The sequence below is a fragment of the Bartonella bovis 91-4 genome (assembly GCF_000384965.1).
In the GTDB taxonomy this organism is placed as follows: domain Bacteria; phylum Pseudomonadota; class Alphaproteobacteria; order Rhizobiales; family Rhizobiaceae; genus Bartonella; species Bartonella bovis.
In genome coordinates, this window is the sequence record NZ_CM001844.1 from 1,439,734 (window position 1) to 1,455,577 (window position 15,844).

Annotated in this window: 16 protein-coding genes, 1 tRNA gene and 5 pseudogenes; 9 read left to right on the forward strand and 13 right to left on the reverse strand. The window is 39.2% G+C overall.

What is annotated here, in order from left to right:
- Positions 1-128: 128 nt before the first annotated feature.
- The 6 genes and pseudogenes from BBBE_RS06270 to BBBE_RS06290 form a co-directional block, all read right to left on the reverse strand.
- Positions 129-1,307, reverse strand: a complete 1,179-nt coding sequence (locus BBBE_RS06270; RefSeq protein WP_010701677.1) for an alpha/beta hydrolase — start codon at positions 1,305-1,307, stop codon at positions 129-131.
- A 180-nt stretch (positions 1,308-1,487) separates the two neighbouring features.
- Positions 1,488-2,030 (reverse strand): annotated as a pseudogene (locus BBBE_RS06275) (phage tail protein); the annotation flags it as partial.
- Between the two features lie 3 nt (positions 2,031-2,033).
- Positions 2,034-2,447: pseudogene (locus tag BBBE_RS06280) on the reverse strand (baseplate J/gp47 family protein); the annotation flags it as partial.
- Positions 2,444-2,611, reverse strand: a pseudogene (locus tag BBBE_RS07365) (phage baseplate assembly protein V); the annotation flags it as partial. The pseudogenes BBBE_RS07365 and BBBE_RS06280, both read right to left, overlap by 4 nt.
- On the reverse strand, positions 2,595-3,125 hold the full coding sequence (locus BBBE_RS06285; protein ID WP_010701679.1) for a hypothetical protein: 531 nt from the start codon (positions 3,123-3,125) through the stop codon (positions 2,595-2,597). The pseudogene BBBE_RS07365 and the gene BBBE_RS06285, both read right to left, overlap by 17 nt.
- Positions 3,126-3,245: 120 nt before the next feature.
- Positions 3,246-4,709 (reverse strand): aegerolysin family protein, encoded by a 1,464-nt coding sequence (locus BBBE_RS06290; protein ID WP_022708774.1) that lies wholly within the window; start codon positions 4,707-4,709, stop codon positions 3,246-3,248.
- A 617-nt stretch (positions 4,710-5,326) separates the two neighbouring features.
- Here BBBE_RS06290 and BBBE_RS07565 point away from each other — a divergent pair.
- On the forward strand, positions 5,327-5,440 hold the full coding sequence (locus tag BBBE_RS07565; RefSeq protein ID WP_244428352.1) for a type II toxin-antitoxin system YafQ family toxin: 114 nt from the start codon (positions 5,327-5,329) through the stop codon (positions 5,438-5,440).
- Positions 5,441-5,567: 127 nt separating this feature from the next.
- Here the strand turns inward: BBBE_RS07565 and BBBE_RS07570 are convergent.
- Together BBBE_RS07570 and BBBE_RS07615 are read right to left on the reverse strand one after the other, a co-directional pair.
- A pseudogene (locus tag BBBE_RS07570) lies at positions 5,568-5,944 on the reverse strand (hypothetical protein).
- A 1-nt stretch (position 5,945) separates the two neighbouring features.
- Positions 5,946-6,269 (reverse strand): annotated as a pseudogene (locus tag BBBE_RS07615) (major capsid protein); the annotation flags it as partial.
- On the opposite strand from BBBE_RS07615, the gene BBBE_RS06300 reads away from it, so the two are divergent.
- Together BBBE_RS06300 and BBBE_RS07290 are read left to right on the forward strand one after the other, a co-directional pair.
- On the forward strand, positions 6,225-6,761 hold the full coding sequence (locus BBBE_RS06300) for a lambda exonuclease family protein (protein WP_022708775.1): 537 nt from the start codon (positions 6,225-6,227) through the stop codon (positions 6,759-6,761). The pseudogene BBBE_RS07615 and the gene BBBE_RS06300 sit on opposite strands and share 45 nt — an antisense overlap.
- A gap of 79 nt (positions 6,762-6,840) precedes the next feature.
- Positions 6,841-6,981 (forward strand): helix-turn-helix transcriptional regulator, encoded by a 141-nt coding sequence (locus BBBE_RS07290; protein WP_010701682.1) that lies wholly within the window; start codon positions 6,841-6,843, stop codon positions 6,979-6,981.
- A 161-nt stretch (positions 6,982-7,142) separates the two neighbouring features.
- On the opposite strand, the gene BBBE_RS06305 is transcribed toward BBBE_RS07290, so the two are convergent.
- Positions 7,143-7,227, reverse strand: a tRNA-Leu gene (locus BBBE_RS06305).
- A gap of 222 nt (positions 7,228-7,449) precedes the next feature.
- Here BBBE_RS06305 and BBBE_RS06310 point away from each other — a divergent pair.
- The 4 genes from BBBE_RS06310 to dut all read left to right on the forward strand — a co-directional run bounded on the left by BBBE_RS06310 (position 7,450) and on the right by dut (position 10,632).
- The gene (locus BBBE_RS06310) at positions 7,450-8,052 is read left to right on the forward strand and encodes a YqaA family protein (RefSeq protein WP_010701683.1); all 603 of its coding nucleotides are present in this window, start codon (positions 7,450-7,452) and stop codon (positions 8,050-8,052) included.
- A gap of 34 nt (positions 8,053-8,086) precedes the next feature.
- Positions 8,087-8,662, forward strand: coding sequence for a disulfide bond formation protein B (locus BBBE_RS06315; RefSeq protein ID WP_010701684.1), 576 nt, complete (start codon positions 8,087-8,089; stop codon positions 8,660-8,662).
- A gap of 373 nt (positions 8,663-9,035) precedes the next feature.
- Complete coding sequence (locus BBBE_RS06320; protein ID WP_420806251.1) at positions 9,036-9,785, forward strand: VIT1/CCC1 transporter family protein; 750 nt, start codon at positions 9,036-9,038, stop codon at positions 9,783-9,785.
- Positions 9,786-10,104: 319 nt separating this feature from the next.
- Positions 10,105-10,632, forward strand: a complete 528-nt coding sequence (gene dut / locus BBBE_RS06325) for a dUTP diphosphatase (protein WP_010701686.1) — start codon at positions 10,105-10,107, stop codon at positions 10,630-10,632.
- A 216-nt stretch (positions 10,633-10,848) separates the two neighbouring features.
- Here dut and BBBE_RS06330 read toward each other — a convergent pair whose 3' ends face one another.
- Both BBBE_RS06330 and exbB read right to left on the reverse strand, forming a co-directional pair.
- Entirely contained in the window at positions 10,849-11,406 is a 558-nt protein-coding gene (locus BBBE_RS06330; RefSeq protein WP_010701687.1) for a biopolymer transporter ExbD, read from the reverse strand.
- Positions 11,403-12,215 carry a tonB-system energizer ExbB gene (gene exbB, locus BBBE_RS06335; RefSeq protein ID WP_022708777.1) on the reverse strand — a complete coding sequence of 271 codons (813 nt, stop codon included), beginning with the start codon at positions 12,213-12,215 and terminating at the stop codon, positions 11,403-11,405. Before exbB ends, BBBE_RS06330 begins: the two co-directional genes overlap by 4 nt.
- A 568-nt stretch (positions 12,216-12,783) precedes the next feature.
- Here exbB and BBBE_RS06345 point away from each other — a divergent pair.
- Entirely contained in the window at positions 12,784-13,110 is a 327-nt protein-coding gene (locus BBBE_RS06345) for an ElaB/YgaM/YqjD family protein (protein WP_010701689.1), read from the forward strand.
- 3 nt (positions 13,111-13,113) lie between these two features.
- Positions 13,114-13,551: a hypothetical protein gene (locus BBBE_RS06350; RefSeq protein WP_010701690.1), complete on the forward strand. Its 438-nt coding sequence runs from the start codon at positions 13,114-13,116 to the stop codon at positions 13,549-13,551.
- A gap of 19 nt (positions 13,552-13,570) precedes the next feature.
- Here BBBE_RS06350 and BBBE_RS07455 read toward each other — a convergent pair whose 3' ends face one another.
- Complete coding sequence (locus tag BBBE_RS07455; protein WP_022708779.1) at positions 13,571-13,711, reverse strand: hypothetical protein; 141 nt, start codon at positions 13,709-13,711, stop codon at positions 13,571-13,573.
- Between the two features lie 341 nt (positions 13,712-14,052).
- Positions 14,053-15,402, reverse strand: a complete 1,350-nt coding sequence (gene glmM / locus BBBE_RS06355; RefSeq protein WP_010701691.1) for a phosphoglucosamine mutase — start codon at positions 15,400-15,402, stop codon at positions 14,053-14,055.
- Between the last annotated feature and the right edge of the window lie 442 nt (positions 15,403-15,844).

Genomic DNA, 15,844 nt, shown 5'->3' on the forward strand with positions numbered 1-15,844 from the left:
ACCTAATGACTGGTTTTACAAAATTATCCCACTATTCATTTTTTACTCTACAAGATTATTCTAAAAAAAGTGCTAAAATATTGCTCTTAATTCATTCTATTGAGCATTATGCTTTCCAAGCTTCACATTTAATAATCAGTTAAAGGAGATAAAAGATGTACAGGTGCAAAAAGAATAAAGTCTGTTGTTTTTTTCAAAATATGACCACTATCAGCAAAGATCTCTTGACTCGGTGATAATTCCGTACCCTGCATAATCGCTGAAGCTAGAGAACCTTCTCGAGAAAGAGCCATTAATGTCGGTGAAGATGCAAACACACTATGCGCCCCCCCATCAACATTAGAAAAATCTAAAACTGCTATTTTATTCTTGCGCAATATTTCAATGCTTGAACCATCCCCTACACGAGCATGCCCACCTGTAAGACGTCTTGACAAAGCGAGAGCTTTATCCTTACGAGATACTAAAATAGCTGTTGGGTGAGGTAATTTTTTAATATCGTAAAGCTGACGCTCAAATACATCAAGATCAATATCTGGTGCAGCCATTAAGAAACTTGTAATACGATAAATTGGTTTATATTTTTTCTGCAAAGCTAAAGTTCTGAATGCTTCCATGATAACAAAATTGCCCATAGAATGCGCAACAACCGAAATCTGATCAGCTGTTGTTTCACTGATAACTGTTAAAAGCTCTATTAACCCGTCACGTGCAAAATTAGCGCTATCACGATCATAAATATAAAAAGGCACAGATCCAGCAGAAGGCCACGAATAATGTACAGCAACTGCATCTAAAGAATAATCATAAGAAAATTGAGCTGTGCGGAATGTACCATCTGCAAAATTATTATTATAACCATGAATAAAAAGGAAAATTTCTTTTTTTCCTTTTGGTTTTTTGGCTAACGCAAGATTTAATTGCTGTTTAAACCGCTCTTTATTATCATATCGCTGCAAAGCTACTGCTGTAAAATATTTATCGAGGCTGGGTTTATACGCGTTTTTTTCAACGATACCTTTCATATGCTGTTGAGGAATTCCTACATCAACACGATTATAGTGTACTTTACTTGACCGCCCTGCCCCATAAGGTTGAGAATAACTGTCTTGGGTCATGCGGCTTGTTGCAACATACACTGGAACGATAGCTTTGGGAGGAATCGATCCACCTTCCACTTCTTGTTGTGCAGCAATCATAGATGGCGTTGCATTTATCCCATGCCAAAGTACAGCACGCTGGTTGCTACATGCTGTAAGCAATGTGGTGCAAATAAAAAATACTATGTATTTTAAAAATATTTTCATTACAACACCACCTAATCTTATTAAAAAAGAGCTCACGCTTTAAGCTTATAATAAAAAACGACTCTCAACAAACTGAAATAGAATTACTATTAGTAATATATTATAATAAAAATAGATAAAGAAGGAATTTTTGTGTTCACTCACATTAATAACAAAAAATGCAAATGATAATAATAGAGGATATATAATGGTGCGGGTGGTCACGCATACACCGCTTTGAGTGTCAAACATGCTGTCATCTAATCGAGAGATATTTCCCTCTGCAATGGGTGCGTCATACCCATAAACACCACGCCAAAGATCAGAGCGCAGACATTTGGAAAGTTTAACGATCCCTTCAATGGCTTCAAGTTTGTCTGTGTCAGGCAATTGATCAAAATAAAGCTGAAATGAATTCCACCATTCTCGCTCTGGCCATGCCCCTACAAAACGCGCACTAAGATCTAACCATTCAAGCCCTTTATCAATAGCCGCTAAAGATCCACGAACCCGCTGCCACTGCGGTCCCGTTTCAAGCAAAACAGCAAGATCTGGCACATAAGATGTTAGCTCTCCAAGCCCATATTCTTCAACCAACCATGGTAAGAAGCTTGGGTCTATGATATCAAGCTTTGCACGAGAGATAAAATCTATTGAACTTTCAATACTTTTATGAAAGTCACAAGCATCGGCAAGGCGTTTTTCAAATTCTGTTGTATTTGTTGGCAGTAAGCGCCCAAGCATTGACTATATACGCCCTTTGAAGTTAAGCGTCACTTTACCAATGGCTAAAATTTCTTCACTGGAGACGGCAATATCATCTTTAGGGGTAACAGCAACAGTCTTCTGCACACCAGGGATCATCAGTTTTGAAATCCACCATGATAAACTTAACTCACGACCAAGAGCTTGCTCTTTCTTCCAAGCTGTGCGTAAATTTGCCTCCATTTGGGTTAAGATCTCTAAAGAAATTTCAGGTAAGAGCCAAACATCTGCTTCTAAATCTACAACCGTTGTTACTGCAGCGTGAACCTCAATTGTATCATTGGTCATAATCACGCTTTTATCCGTCAGCACTTCTTTGACTCTTTGTAATAAATCCTCACTCGCTGTTGCTTGCTCATTCTTACCAAAAATAGCCACGTGAATAGTGAGTTTTTTTCTGCGCGGGTTTGAGTATCTGGAATCCAATCGCTTACAATATTACCGCTTTGAACAAGATAACGTACGTTTTTATGATCAACGTGGCTAATCTTACCTACCATAACCATATTGGCCACACGTCTTTTTAAATCTGTAATTTCTCTATCACGCCGCTCTAACATGGGAATTTTCAGTGGTTTGATATTTATCCTCATTATTAAGACCTGTGTCGGGATCAAAGCCTACACAAGGCTCAAAAAAGACAGTGCTTTCTTCTTCAGGAGAGATATTGGTTACATAAATGACTTCAAAGGTTAAAATAGAACCATGCAATGCTAAGGAGCCATTATCGCCAAAAGCCATGGCAATGTTTTGTAAGCGACAGCTTTCAACTGTGTTGTTGAGATTGGGGTTGTTATGGAAAATAGTTTCAATTTCCCAGGCTAATTGATCAACAAAACGTGCTCCATTTTCTCTTGTGTCATAGCATTCAACATCGACCGTTAAAATACGACGCCTTGCCCCATAATCGTGCCCACTTTCTATCTTTTCATTTTGCGTTGATACATTAACAAATGGATGATCTTCAGGAGAGAAATTAAAGTCTCGCATGTTGTAGATTTCATCACCAGCGGCTGTCTTGCCAGCTTTGATTAACTCAACAAACCTCTTTCTTAGCGTTTCTCGTGGATGCATCTTAATTCCTGTTATTGAAAAGCCGTAAAAAACTGGAGATTTTCTACCAGCTCTAATTAAAAAAGGCTGGACATTTAACCCAGCCTTTATGTTTTTTCACTCTTGAAGAGAAGAACGTTACTATAAATTACTGCAAGTATTAGAAAAGCTTTGGTTATCCCCTATAAAGCCTAAATTACGCACCACGACACCCGTGCCGTTCTTTCCATTATAAGCTTTGACGTTAACTGATTTTCCTTTTACATCTAAGAGATAATAATCTCCCCTATAGAGAGCTCCAGCAGTGTATACAGGTATATTTCCGAATACTTTATCGTCTTTTGCTTGGCAAAAACTTTGTACATGGGTATGCCCTACAAATATTGCTGCGATATCATAACGTGCAAGAATTGATTTAAATTTTGTCAAATCTTGGATGTTTTCGGGTTTAATAAAATGTGAATCATGATCACCGACATGCCGACGAGCGTCATGGAAATTTAAAATTGTAGTCTTGCCCCTGTCAGCAGCAGCTTTTAAATCTTTTTCTAGCCAGTCCAGAGACTTTGTTATATTTATGCTAAAGTAGACATCACTCATATGAACAGTATAAATTGGAAAATTTTGCAGTTGTACATAATGAATATCTCCGTAATCCCATGAATAACTTAAACTCCCTTCGATAAAGCGAGTTGGTTGAACACCGGGAAATGAAGAAATAAATTTATCAGTTACGTCTTTGTTGAAATTGGGTAATTGAGTTTCGTATTTATTTATTTCCGATAACATTCTAGTAACTGCACTCATAGCGCACGAATCTCGACTAATAGTTCCAATAAGGGTGCAATCACCAACATTATTTGCATAATCATGGTTACCTAACCCTTCATATAAATTGGGAATGTTATATACATTTTTATAATCAGTATAGGTTTTTGGTCGACCAAATTCAGTCAAATCACCATTTACTAGATGAAAGTCAGCCCGGTGTGACTTTATCGCTTGTGCAACCTTCGTATTTGTTTTTATCCACGGGTCTCTATTTGCCGTTGAGTTAGGATCACCGTAATCCAAACGCCATGCTTGTGGATCAGCTGCTATTATAAGCAAATGATCTTTCATTGAAGATTTTCTATTGACATTCCAAGTCATTGTTGCGTTATTACCTTTTCCGGTACCCTTAGTCGTAAAAAAGTAATCTTTATCGGATGAATTTACAGAATAACTATTCTTTCCCGTATATGGATTGTTCCATTTAAATGTTAAAATAGTCCCATCATCTTGTACTTGATATTTAACCCATCCTCCGGCTCCAGTAAGCCAAGCATTAGATGTTGTACCCATTTTTCCTGCTTGGCCAGATTCTATGGTACCAGGTTTTCTCTTCCATTCTCCACCACTAAGTCCGTAACTAATTGGGACCAGGGAAGTACCCTTAATATTGTTGACAATAGTTACATCTGTTGAACGATCATCAAATGCTTTTGTTTCATCCTTATATTGTCGAGCATCAATAAACATGTTTTTTGTATTTTCGGAATGAAAACTCGTACAACCAGAGATAATAAAAGCAATCATCGTGATTGCAATATATTTATAATTCATAATTTATATCATCCTCATCGAAATTAAATTTAAATATAGTATTATTATATTACAAAATAATTTGTTCTAAAAGTACTTAATAATACATTTTCAATGTAAGTTATATATATATATTATATTTAATAGTAGGTATGCTATATTTGAATTGTGTAAATTATAATTATGGTTTTATTAATTTTCTTTGAACAGTGCTATTAATTTTGGATAATGCATCAGATAAAAGCTTCCGTAGCGCTATGTTTGAAATTAGACATTAATGTAATATAAAAATGGTGGAGAAGCTGTTATGGTTACTAGTCGTATAGTTCAAGCACGTATTCGCGAAGATATTCAGAATGTAGCTAGCCAAATCATTTAAGCCTCTGGTTTGTCAGTGCGTGATGTGGTTAGAGTATTGATGACCGTATTGCACAAGATAAAGCTATTCCATCAGTGTTATTTCCACCGAATGCGAAAATAATTAGAAGCTTTTGCTGAACTCGACAAAGGTGGCTTAAAAAAGTTTAATTCAGTGGATGAATTATTTGATGATTTGTATGCGCACGATTGAGCGTACTATTGTTTTCAAACGTGATTTCAAGCGTGAAATGAAAGGAAAGTATAGCTACTTTTAGAGAATGATTTGCGCAAAATTATTGAAAGCATTAGTGAATAATCAACCGTTAGAACCGCGGCATCGTGATCATGTATTAATCAGAAATTGGAGTGATTTCCGAGAGTGTTTTATTTGACCTGATTTAGTATTGATTTATCGTTTAATCAATCAGGATAGATTAGTTTTGGTGCACCTTGGTTTTCACTATGAACTTGATTTATGATTGAAGAATCAATCTGCTTTTTGTTTTAAATAATAATGTTTTACAATTTGTCAGCTACAGCCTCCTCATGTAGAATAAGCTTATACATATTTGATTCTGATGCCTGTATATTTGCAACAGTAAAATGCTCTTGAGAAGAACTCACTTTATTGCTGTCAATTTCTTTAGGAGTAAACAGAACAATACAATCTCCTAGTTCAGGGAACACGCCACCAATATCATTGATGCAAACATCGAGCTCTTTCCTTGGGATTGTTGTTGTTACTCTTCCTCCGGCCTCTGATTCTGCATGCTTAATGCTATAAATCGCTGTGATATGAAAAGACTGCCCTGTTTTCTTTCATGTATTGATCACAGGCTGCCTAAAGGTATCGCGTACACTTCAACCATTTGACTGAGCAGCCCATGCCATTGCATTTTATTGCGCCTTTACCACTGCTTTGAAGAGCATTTCAGGATGCGTACAAATGAAGAGTGGGTAATTGTATACCTCAGGTCTCACCCATGCGTCATTTTAGCGATCTATAACAAGTGTAGGGTAAAGAGGTTTGCCGACTGTATTGACAAACTTCATGCTTTCACCCGGAGCAAAAGTTTTTTGGAAGACACCAGGCACATTAACAGGAACGAATTGACATTCATTAGGTTTGATTCCTATGCTTCGTTCTGCATTAGATTTGGTGTTCATGTTATAATCATGAATGTTGCAGTAATTAATGAAAGTCACACCTACAAAATCAAACTCATTACAGAACACTTAACAGGCAAAACAGTATCATCTTATGAAACACCTGCCATGCGATGGGGAAATGAACATGAACACAGGGCAATTGAAGAATACAGCTTCATTTATGATACCCCTGTCACACGATGTGGATTTATTCCTCACCCAACAATTGAAATGGCAGGCGCTAGTCCTGATGGTCTCATTGGAAATGATGGCCTTGTAGAAGTCAAATGCCCTCAAGAAACAACACATGTACGTTTTTTACGAGATAGTAAAATCAAACCTGAATATATCTTACAAATGCAATTTCAAATGGCTTGTACAGGGCGAAAATGGTGTGATTTTGTCAGTTTTAATCCATTGTTCACCAATCAAGCAACTCATTTGCGTGTAAAGACGCTACGCATCCCACGTGATGATGAACAGATTGAGCTCATCAATAAAGCTGTTGAAACATTTTTAGCAGAAATAGAACAAGATATGCAATTCTTGACACAAGCTGCTTAAACCCCATAGGGGCTCTTTCATTGCATTCTCTCTAGCGTCCCCACACATTCTATTTAATATAAAAAAGAAAGGTAATAAGATGATATTTGATGATGGCGATAGATATGTCACGACACGTGAATGTGCACAGCTTTTTAATGTGTCAACAACAACGATTCGCAATTGGGTGATACGAGGAGTATTTCTCCAACCATATAAGCTTGGTAAGTCAGTAAGATAGAGAAAAAAAGAGGTTTTAACATTCACCCCAAAGGAAATAAGCTAAAAATAACACAAATTTAGATAAAATTATATAAACTCTAAAGGGTGAACCAAAAGGGGGGCTGAAAATTATCTAATTAAATAAAAATCTATATATTTCAATATGTTAAAAATATAAAATGGTGCGGGTGGTCGGACTCGAACCGACACTCCTCTCGGAACCAGATTTTGAGTCTGGCGCGTCTACCAGTTCCACCACACCCGCACATGCAGCTTTTATCAACTAGAGCTTTATCAAGACATAAGACAAGCGTGTGCCCTTTTCTCTTGCACTATATGAAGAAGTAGAGATTCGTCAACACTGGACTTTCATTTTTTAACTGGACTTTTGTTTTTTTAAGTCTATGCAATCATTTTTAACCCATTAAATTGATCTGGTTTAACTTTGAAAGTACGTACATATTAAACTATAGGGGCTTTTAAATTAATGATATTAAATAAATTAAAGGCATGGGTGGTATCGTTAGCACAGCGTCGCACAGCACCACATTGGCTTGGGTTAATTGCTTTTTTTGAAAGTTCCTTTTTTCCAGTTCCCGCTGATGCCTTGTGCATTCCAATGGCACTTGTGCGCCCGCAAAAAGCCTATCACTATGCGCTCATTGGCACAGTGTGTTCTACTTTAGGGGGGGTGTTTGGCTGGATTATAGGTTTTTATGCCTATGACACCATCGCCAAACCGATTTTAGAATTCTACGGTAAATATGAAAGTTTTCAGACATTTCAAAATGATGCAACATTAAAATTTCTCATAATTTTATTAATCACATCAGGGCTTTTCCATTTTCCACCCATCAAGCTTGTCACGCTTTTATCAGGGCTCATGGGGGTATCTCTCCCGCTTTTTATCATTATCTGTCTCTTAGCACGCGGAACTCGTTTTTATTTTTTTGCCTGGTTTATTCAACGTTTTGGTCAAAAAACGCTCGATTTGCTTTTTCGTCACTTCACATGGTTTGTACCCATTGGTCTAATTCTTGTCTTGTTAACCTATAATCTATTAATCTATAAATTGTATTCTGCTTTTTGAAAATCGTTTCTCTTCCACTTGAAGGAATATGTAAATGAGTGCCTCTTTGTCTTGCCAATGTTTTATTAAAAAACATTTTCTTCACAAACAAAGCAATAAAGAACAAAGCTTATGGGCCTTTTTTCTTGCTTTTTGTCTTGCCGCCACACTGGGTATCGCACTAAGTTTTGAAATTATCGGTGGTTATCTTCCATGCCACTTATGCCTAATTGAGCGCCTTCCCTATTATGGCGCTCTCCCACTATTAGTTATAGCAGGCCTTTTGGCGTGGGCTTCTTTCCTTCCCTCTCTAATACGATTCTTATTTATATGTGTTTTTGTGCTCATGGCAACAAGCCTTGGACTTGCAATCTATCATACCGGTGTTGAATATCATTTTTGGCCAGCACCAGCCCACTGCAGCCTAAATACAACAATATCCACAACAGATATAAACCAGCTTTTTACTTCACTTGAAAAGCCCCCAGCATCTGCCTCTTGTTCTCAAGTACCAGCGCGCTTTCTTTTTTTGTCATTTGCTGGGTGGAACGTCCTTGCCAGTTTGTTGTGCATGCTCACCAGTATGTATGTAGCATCCAAAGGGCTCCTCTCAAATGATGATGAAAAATAAACCTTAAAAGCTAAAAACTACCTATAACACAGCATACACCCCCCTTCTCCAACACACAGGCCCCTATAATACAAGCTCTATCGTGTAACACAGCTCACACCCTTGCAGTATAAAGCCTGCATCTTACAACTCAAACTGCATTCTACAACAAAAGCCTACACCCTTTAAGCTCAGCCATACTTTAAAGCGTATAACATCCACGATTGACTTTCGGCACCCAATCTTAAATTTTAATATTTTAAAATTGACTTTTGTTTGATACCCTCTATTTTTTAGAATTATTCTAATAATGAGAGCAACAATGTCAAACTCACCTTCACCTTCTTCCCCTTCTTCACCCCATAATGCTTTTGAGCCTCCTTTATGCCAAGAGATGGTCGCTTATGCTCTCAAATTACAAGAAGAACAAGCCGCACTTTATTTAAAATATGCCAAAGCTTTACAAGAGCATTGTCCAGAGCAAGCTGCAACTTTTGCCAAAATGGGCACTAAAGAACTTGAGCATTTTCAAGAATCTTTGCGCATAGCTTGCAATACTCATGCAACAACTCCACACCCCTCATCTGATGACCCCTCTCTTTCAGAAATTTCCCATCAAGAAGAAAACTTTCAAACAACACAAGAAGAAAATCAAGCCACTCCATCACAAACGCAAGAATATAAACAAACACTTTTAACGTGGATTCAACCTGGCCTTGCAGGTTTAATGGATGGATCTGTTTCAACCCTTGCCCCCACGTTTGCAGCAGCCTTTGCAACAGGTGATACCTATCAAACTTTTTTGATAGGTTTTTCTGCTGCAATTGGTGCAGGCCTTTCAATGGGCTTTACTGAAGCAGCTCATGATGATGGAAAATTATCAGGGCGTGGCTCTCCATTAAAAAGAGGCATTGCCAATGGTGTCATGACAATGATTGGGGGGTTAGGCCATGCTCTTCCCTATCTCATTGACAACTTTTTCCTTGCAACCACCCTTGCTTGTCTTATCGTATTTTTTGAACTCTGGGCTATTGTCTGGATTCAAAATAAATTTATGGCGACACCTTTCTGGCGTGCTTCCTTCCAAGTTATTGTGGGCGGAGCTTTAGTCCTTGCAACAGGTATTCTCATTGGCAGTACATAAACAAAAGTGCTCACTCCTCACCCCGCCTCACCTCATCTTTCCCCCTCTGCCATCTCATCTCTTCTCGCACCCCATCTCACCCCTTCCCAATGCTCACGCACACAGCCAAAAAAGCACCGCCCTTTGTAATTTTTCCACCTCCCAATGATCATCCGACACGCCTCACCAACAAGTCCTCATTAATAGACCTTCATCACCAGCACCTTATCGGGCAAATCTCTACCAACAAGCCTTTATCGACAAGTCTTTACCAGCTTGTTTTACTTAAAAGCTTTTGTTAAAGTAACTTATGTCATTTATATTTTGAAAACTCCAAACTATGTCTCATCCTTCCTCCATCTCATCTCACCCCTCACAAAAGCTTGCCCTATCGGTAGAGCGCCTTGCCCACGGGCAAAATTTAGATCTTCCCCAATATGCCACAGCTGGTTCTACTGGCCTTGACTTGCGTGCAGCTTTGGCAGAAAATGAAACAATCGTTTTAGCCCCTGGCCAGCGCGCCCTCATCCCCACAGGTTTAATTTTTCACCTCTCACCTGGCTATGAAGCACAAATACGTCCACGCTCTGGCTTGGCTTTAAAACATGGCATCACATGCTTAAATACCCCCGGAACAATTGATAGTGACTACCGCGGTGAAGTAAAAGTTCTGCTCATCAATCTAGGGCAAGAAGACTTCCTCATTCAACGTGGAATGCGCATTGCACAAACAGTTATCGCACCCGTTATTCAAGTTGATGTGCGTGTCATCGAACCAAATCAGAAAAACACCCCATGCAAAGGGCATGAAGCAAACCACACTCAAGAGCGCGGAACAGGCGGCTTTGGCTCAACAGGGCATGATTAATCTCCCACTTCCTTAAAAAACTAAGTTCCCCACCATTGCTTTTAAGCAACAATACCTCATGCTTTATTAAAAAAACATAACTCCCTACCTTAAAAAGGCGCAAATCCCCTTCATTCTTTTTAAGAGAATGCCTTTCCCATCACCGGCAAAAAATACAAACCCACCCATCTTCATTTTATGAAAAACTAAAGCCCCTCTATCTGAAGCAAAAACACCTCATTCTCTTCTCTCAAAAGAAAGGCTTTCCCCATTTTCCCCATCACTTCTGCTGTCTGCCTCACCGTTACCATTGCTGCTCCCCTTACTGCTATTATTTCCCCCATTACCTCTGTTTGCCCCATTATTATTGTTTAAAGTTTTGTGCATTCCCACAAGACCAATTTTTGTATATCCAGCTGTTTGCAACTGGTCTAACACATTGATAACACGGCCATAGTCAATTTCTTCATCTGCTTGAATCAAAATCTTTGTTTCTAAATTCCCTTGTGTTTCTTCAGACAAGATCTCAATAAATTGTCTCTCTCCCACAAGAGTATCACCAACATAAAAAGAATGATCCTTCTGTAAAGTAATATAAAGAGGTTTATCAGGTTGGGGAACAGGCGCCTTTGTTATAGAAGGCAACTGAACAGAAATAACAGATGTTGCCAAAGGCGCAGCCACCATAAACACAATAAGCAGTACCAAAACAACATCGATAAAAGGCGTTACATTGATCTCACTATGGACCTGAAAATCACCGCTCTCCCACTCATTATGATAGTCTGTTTTCATTGTTTGCGGCTTTTCTGCTGTCTTTGTTGGTCGAGTTCACGGCTTAAAAGCCTTTCAATAGCAGCAGCAATATCCCCTAAATCATTTCGATATCCATTAAGAGCACGCGTTAAACCATTATACATAACAACAGCAGGAATAGCGACAAAAAGCCCCACAGCCGTTGCAAGCAAAGCTTCAGCAATCCCAGGCGCCACAACATCTAAGCGCGTTGTCTGAGTTTGAGCAATCCCAATAAAAGCATTCATAATCCCCCAAACGGTTGCAAAAAGCCCAACAAAAGGGGCAATAGCACCAATAGTTGCAAGAATGGCAGTTCCACAAGCCATACGCCCTGTAGCAGCCAACACACATCGTGCTAAAAGCAAATGGACCCGTTCTTTCACACCCTCATTGAAAGCACACAAAGTAGTATCGTCATCTCTGCGTTCTCTGGCGCCTTGAAACTTGATAAAGACGACCTGCTGAGTAGAAAGATCCACCTCTTTGAGCGTTTCTTCTAAAAAAACTGCACCTGCTCCCAGAAAGACCAAATTTTTTTCTTGCTGATTTTTAAAGTCAGAAGCCAAATGCGTGAAAGTTTGAGCGTTTAGAGAAAACCGCAACGCACGACGCGCTTTGCGCTTTGCCAACGTTATTTCAACAATTTTAGCCAAAGCAATCGTCCAAGATACAAGAGAAGCAAGTATCAACACAATAATCACAGCTTGCACAACCCTATCGGCAGCCATGAACATCGAAAAGGGAGAAAAATCACCCGCCGCAAATAAAGTAAAACTTTTATCTAAAGATTCTATTTCAGATTCCATCGCTTCCCACAAATCTCCCCAATATCCCCCCTCATCTTCCTCCATCTAAAAAACCGGTTATAAAAAATAAAAGAAGACAAATCAAGTCCAGTTTTATAATAAAAAGTGCCATCACTTTTACTCACACCCCTCACACATTCACGTACCTCTCTTAAAACTCCACTCACACGAACCCTTAAAGCTCCCCACAAACTTAAAACCGGCACACACTCATACCTCTCTTTTAAAGCAGCTCACACCCCACAGGCTCGCCTTCACAACTATAGGTTTAATTCATAACACCATAGTTCACGCATAAAGGAAGGCATAGACTGTCATAAAACAAAAATATCGTGAAAATTTTACCCATGTAAGCTCCATGTTTAAAGGTTTTTTTTGCAACCTACCCTACACGATCAAGACTCACCAGGGTAAATAACACTTATAAAAAATACACCTATAAATTGTATTTTATGGAACCAATATGATTTAGCGGCGTTAAACACTAACGAATGTTCAAAATCTTTGACTCTGGTGATGGTATTCACCGTGAACCGAAAACAACCCAAGAAAAAAAGGAAGAATCATTATGGCAAACAACAAGACAGCAGAAGACAGAGCAGCATCAACAGAAAAAGATTTACACGCTCAATTGAAGCAATTACGCAGTGAAATGGCAAACATAACCTCAGCATTAAGTGACCTTGGTTCAGACACATTAAGCGAAGCTAAAAACAAAGCAACAAAACTCTATACTTCTATGAAAGACAATGGCGAAAACATCGCTTCACAAACCAAAGACGTCTTAAGCGATTTTGAACAAAATTTGAGCAGATGTGTACGCAAAAATCCTAGCAAGAGCGTTTTGGTTGCAGCAAGCATTGGTTTTGTTCTCTCTTACTTGATCCGCCGTTAACCCATGCAAACATCTATTGTATCCTTACTGTACCAGTTGACTGGTGGAAATCTTAAAAATACGATCAAACAGATCCGTATCCAAGCAATTTGCTATGGGATTATTGGGTTTTCATTACTGATAGCTCTGGTGTTTTTAAATGTTTTGAGCTTTTTTGCATTGCGTTTAGTAATGCACCCAGTTGGAGCAGCTACAACAATGGTATTTATTTGGTTCTTTGTTGCAGTATTAAGTGTTTTGCTAAGTCGGTTTTTCAAAGCATATCAACAGCGCAATTATCAAAAATACTATGAAGAACAGCACCGTAAATTTATGACAGAGTCAACTCTTTCTAGCATTGCAATGCTGGGTAAATACTTGCCTCTTGTTAAATTAGGATTGCCAACCTTGGGACTTGCAGCTTATCTTCTGTGGCGAAAAGATAAAAAAGATCACTTTTAAAATACATAGTTGTTGTGATTCACGCCCCCCCAAAAGGCACATTCTCTCGGTATAGAAAGAATGTGCCTTTTCCTCTGCAAAAAGCACCCCTTCCCCGCACATCACTGCCCCTCCCAAATCCGCCCTCTTCCAACCCAAGCCCTAACATCTTCTCACGCACCAACACTCCCCCACACCGGTACCTAATCTGCCTCACAAGAGCACACCTTCTCTCTCTTTCAAGCACACACACCTTCAACCAAACTTGCTTATGAAATATTGAGAAAACCTCAACACAAAAATAAAAATAGAATAAGCCCCTATTACCATTATCAAAATGATAAACGAATAAGATTGATTTAATTCAAGCCTTACAATTTGCGATTTATTTTCACCGGTCTTTAATGGGAAGAGTAATCCTCAATCACCAAAAATCCCCCAAAAGATAAGGCCCTCTAAATCTCTTTTTTAAAAAAACTATTCCCCCCAAGAAGAACATTCTACAGCTACATTTGGAATATTCTAAACACGATCATGGCGCACAATAACATCCGCAATATCTGCCGCAATGGCTTCAATAACTTTGGTATCATCACCCTCAACCATCACACGAATCAACGGTTCAGTTCCAGAAGCACGAATAACCAACCGTATCCTTTCCCCTAAACCTTCTGTTGCTTGATCAATTGCAGCCTTGACTGAAGATTTATTCAACACATTTTTGTCTTTAATTGTTATATTTTTCAAAATTTGAGGTACAGGTTCAAAACGTTTACACAGCTCGCTCATCGAGAGTTTGTTTTCTTTCATACACGCTAAAATCTGCAAAGCAACAACCAGCCCATCACCCGTTGTCCCAAAATCACTCAAGACAATGTGCCCACAAGCCTCTCCACCAACATTATAACCCTTCTCACGCATCGCTTCAACAACATAACGATCCCCAACCTTAGTACGTATCAAATCTAACCCCTTAGCGTTTAAAAAACGCTCCAGTCCAAGATTTGCCATAATGGTTGTCACAACACCACTGCACTGCAGCCGCCCAGTTTTGTGCCAATGTTCAGCAAGCACCGCAATCAATTGATCACCATCAATGGTTTGAGCTTTTTCATCAACCATTAAAACACGATCACCATCCCCATCAAGCGCAATCCCCACATCAGCACGCACCTCGTGCACTTTCTCTTTTAAAGACGTCAGATCCGTAGATCCGCATTTTTGATTAATATTAAAGCCATTGGGTTCATGATTGATTGCAATAACCTCTGCACCCAATTCCCATAAAGCAAGTGGTGCAGCCTTATATGCAGCGCCATTGGCACAATCGACCACAATACGCAAAGCATCCAAACGTACATCACGCGGTAGCGTGCGTTTTGCATATTCAATATAACGGTAAATGTCCCCTTCAACCCGTTTTGCACGCCCAATTTCTGCACAATTTGCTAAAGAATGCGAAAGATCTTTCTCAAGCAATTGCTCAATCTGTGCTTCGATTTTATCTGAAAGCTTAAAACCATCAGGGCCAAAAAGCTTAATACCATTGTCGTAATAAGGGTTATGAGAAGCAGAAATCATCACCCCAATATCCGCCCGCAAAGAACGGCAAAGCATAGCAACAGCAGGGGTTGGTACAGGCCCAAGCAAGAAAGCTTCCATTCCAGCAGCAGTAAATCCTGAAACCAAAGCATTTTCCAGCATATAACCAGACAATCGGGTATCTTTACCAATCACCACACGGCACGACTGCCCTTGTGAGCGAAACAAAACTCCCACAGCCATCCCCACTTTCAGGGCAAAATCTGGTGTCATAGGAAAACAATTGGCTTTTCCCCGAATACCATCTGTTCCGAAATATTTTTGCGCCATCTTTTTCCCTTTCCACCCACAGACCCTTTGGGGATCACCGACTCCTCAGGCCACAGTCCCTTTAAAACCATCGCCCTTTAAATCACAAACCACTCAAATCACCAACTTGCCTCTGCCCATCTTCAAAACCACCAACCACTCTCACAGACCTTTTAAGAATCACTGACCTCGCAATCCACAAACCTTGATCTTCAAGTCCCCCACACAAAACAACCAATTTTCAAAAAAAAGCCAGCTTCTTCATAGACCTATTAATAAACAACTACCTCAACGCATAAAAAAATCCTGTTTCCTATAGACACTTTCGCACCCATAAAAGCAATCCCCTCAATACTTTTTCACCTCTAAAATTCTGCCGCACACAAAAAAGCCTTACACACCAGCCAAAGACCTCTCATTTATTGTTAAATCTCTGACTTAATCAGTAAAACTCTCCCACTTA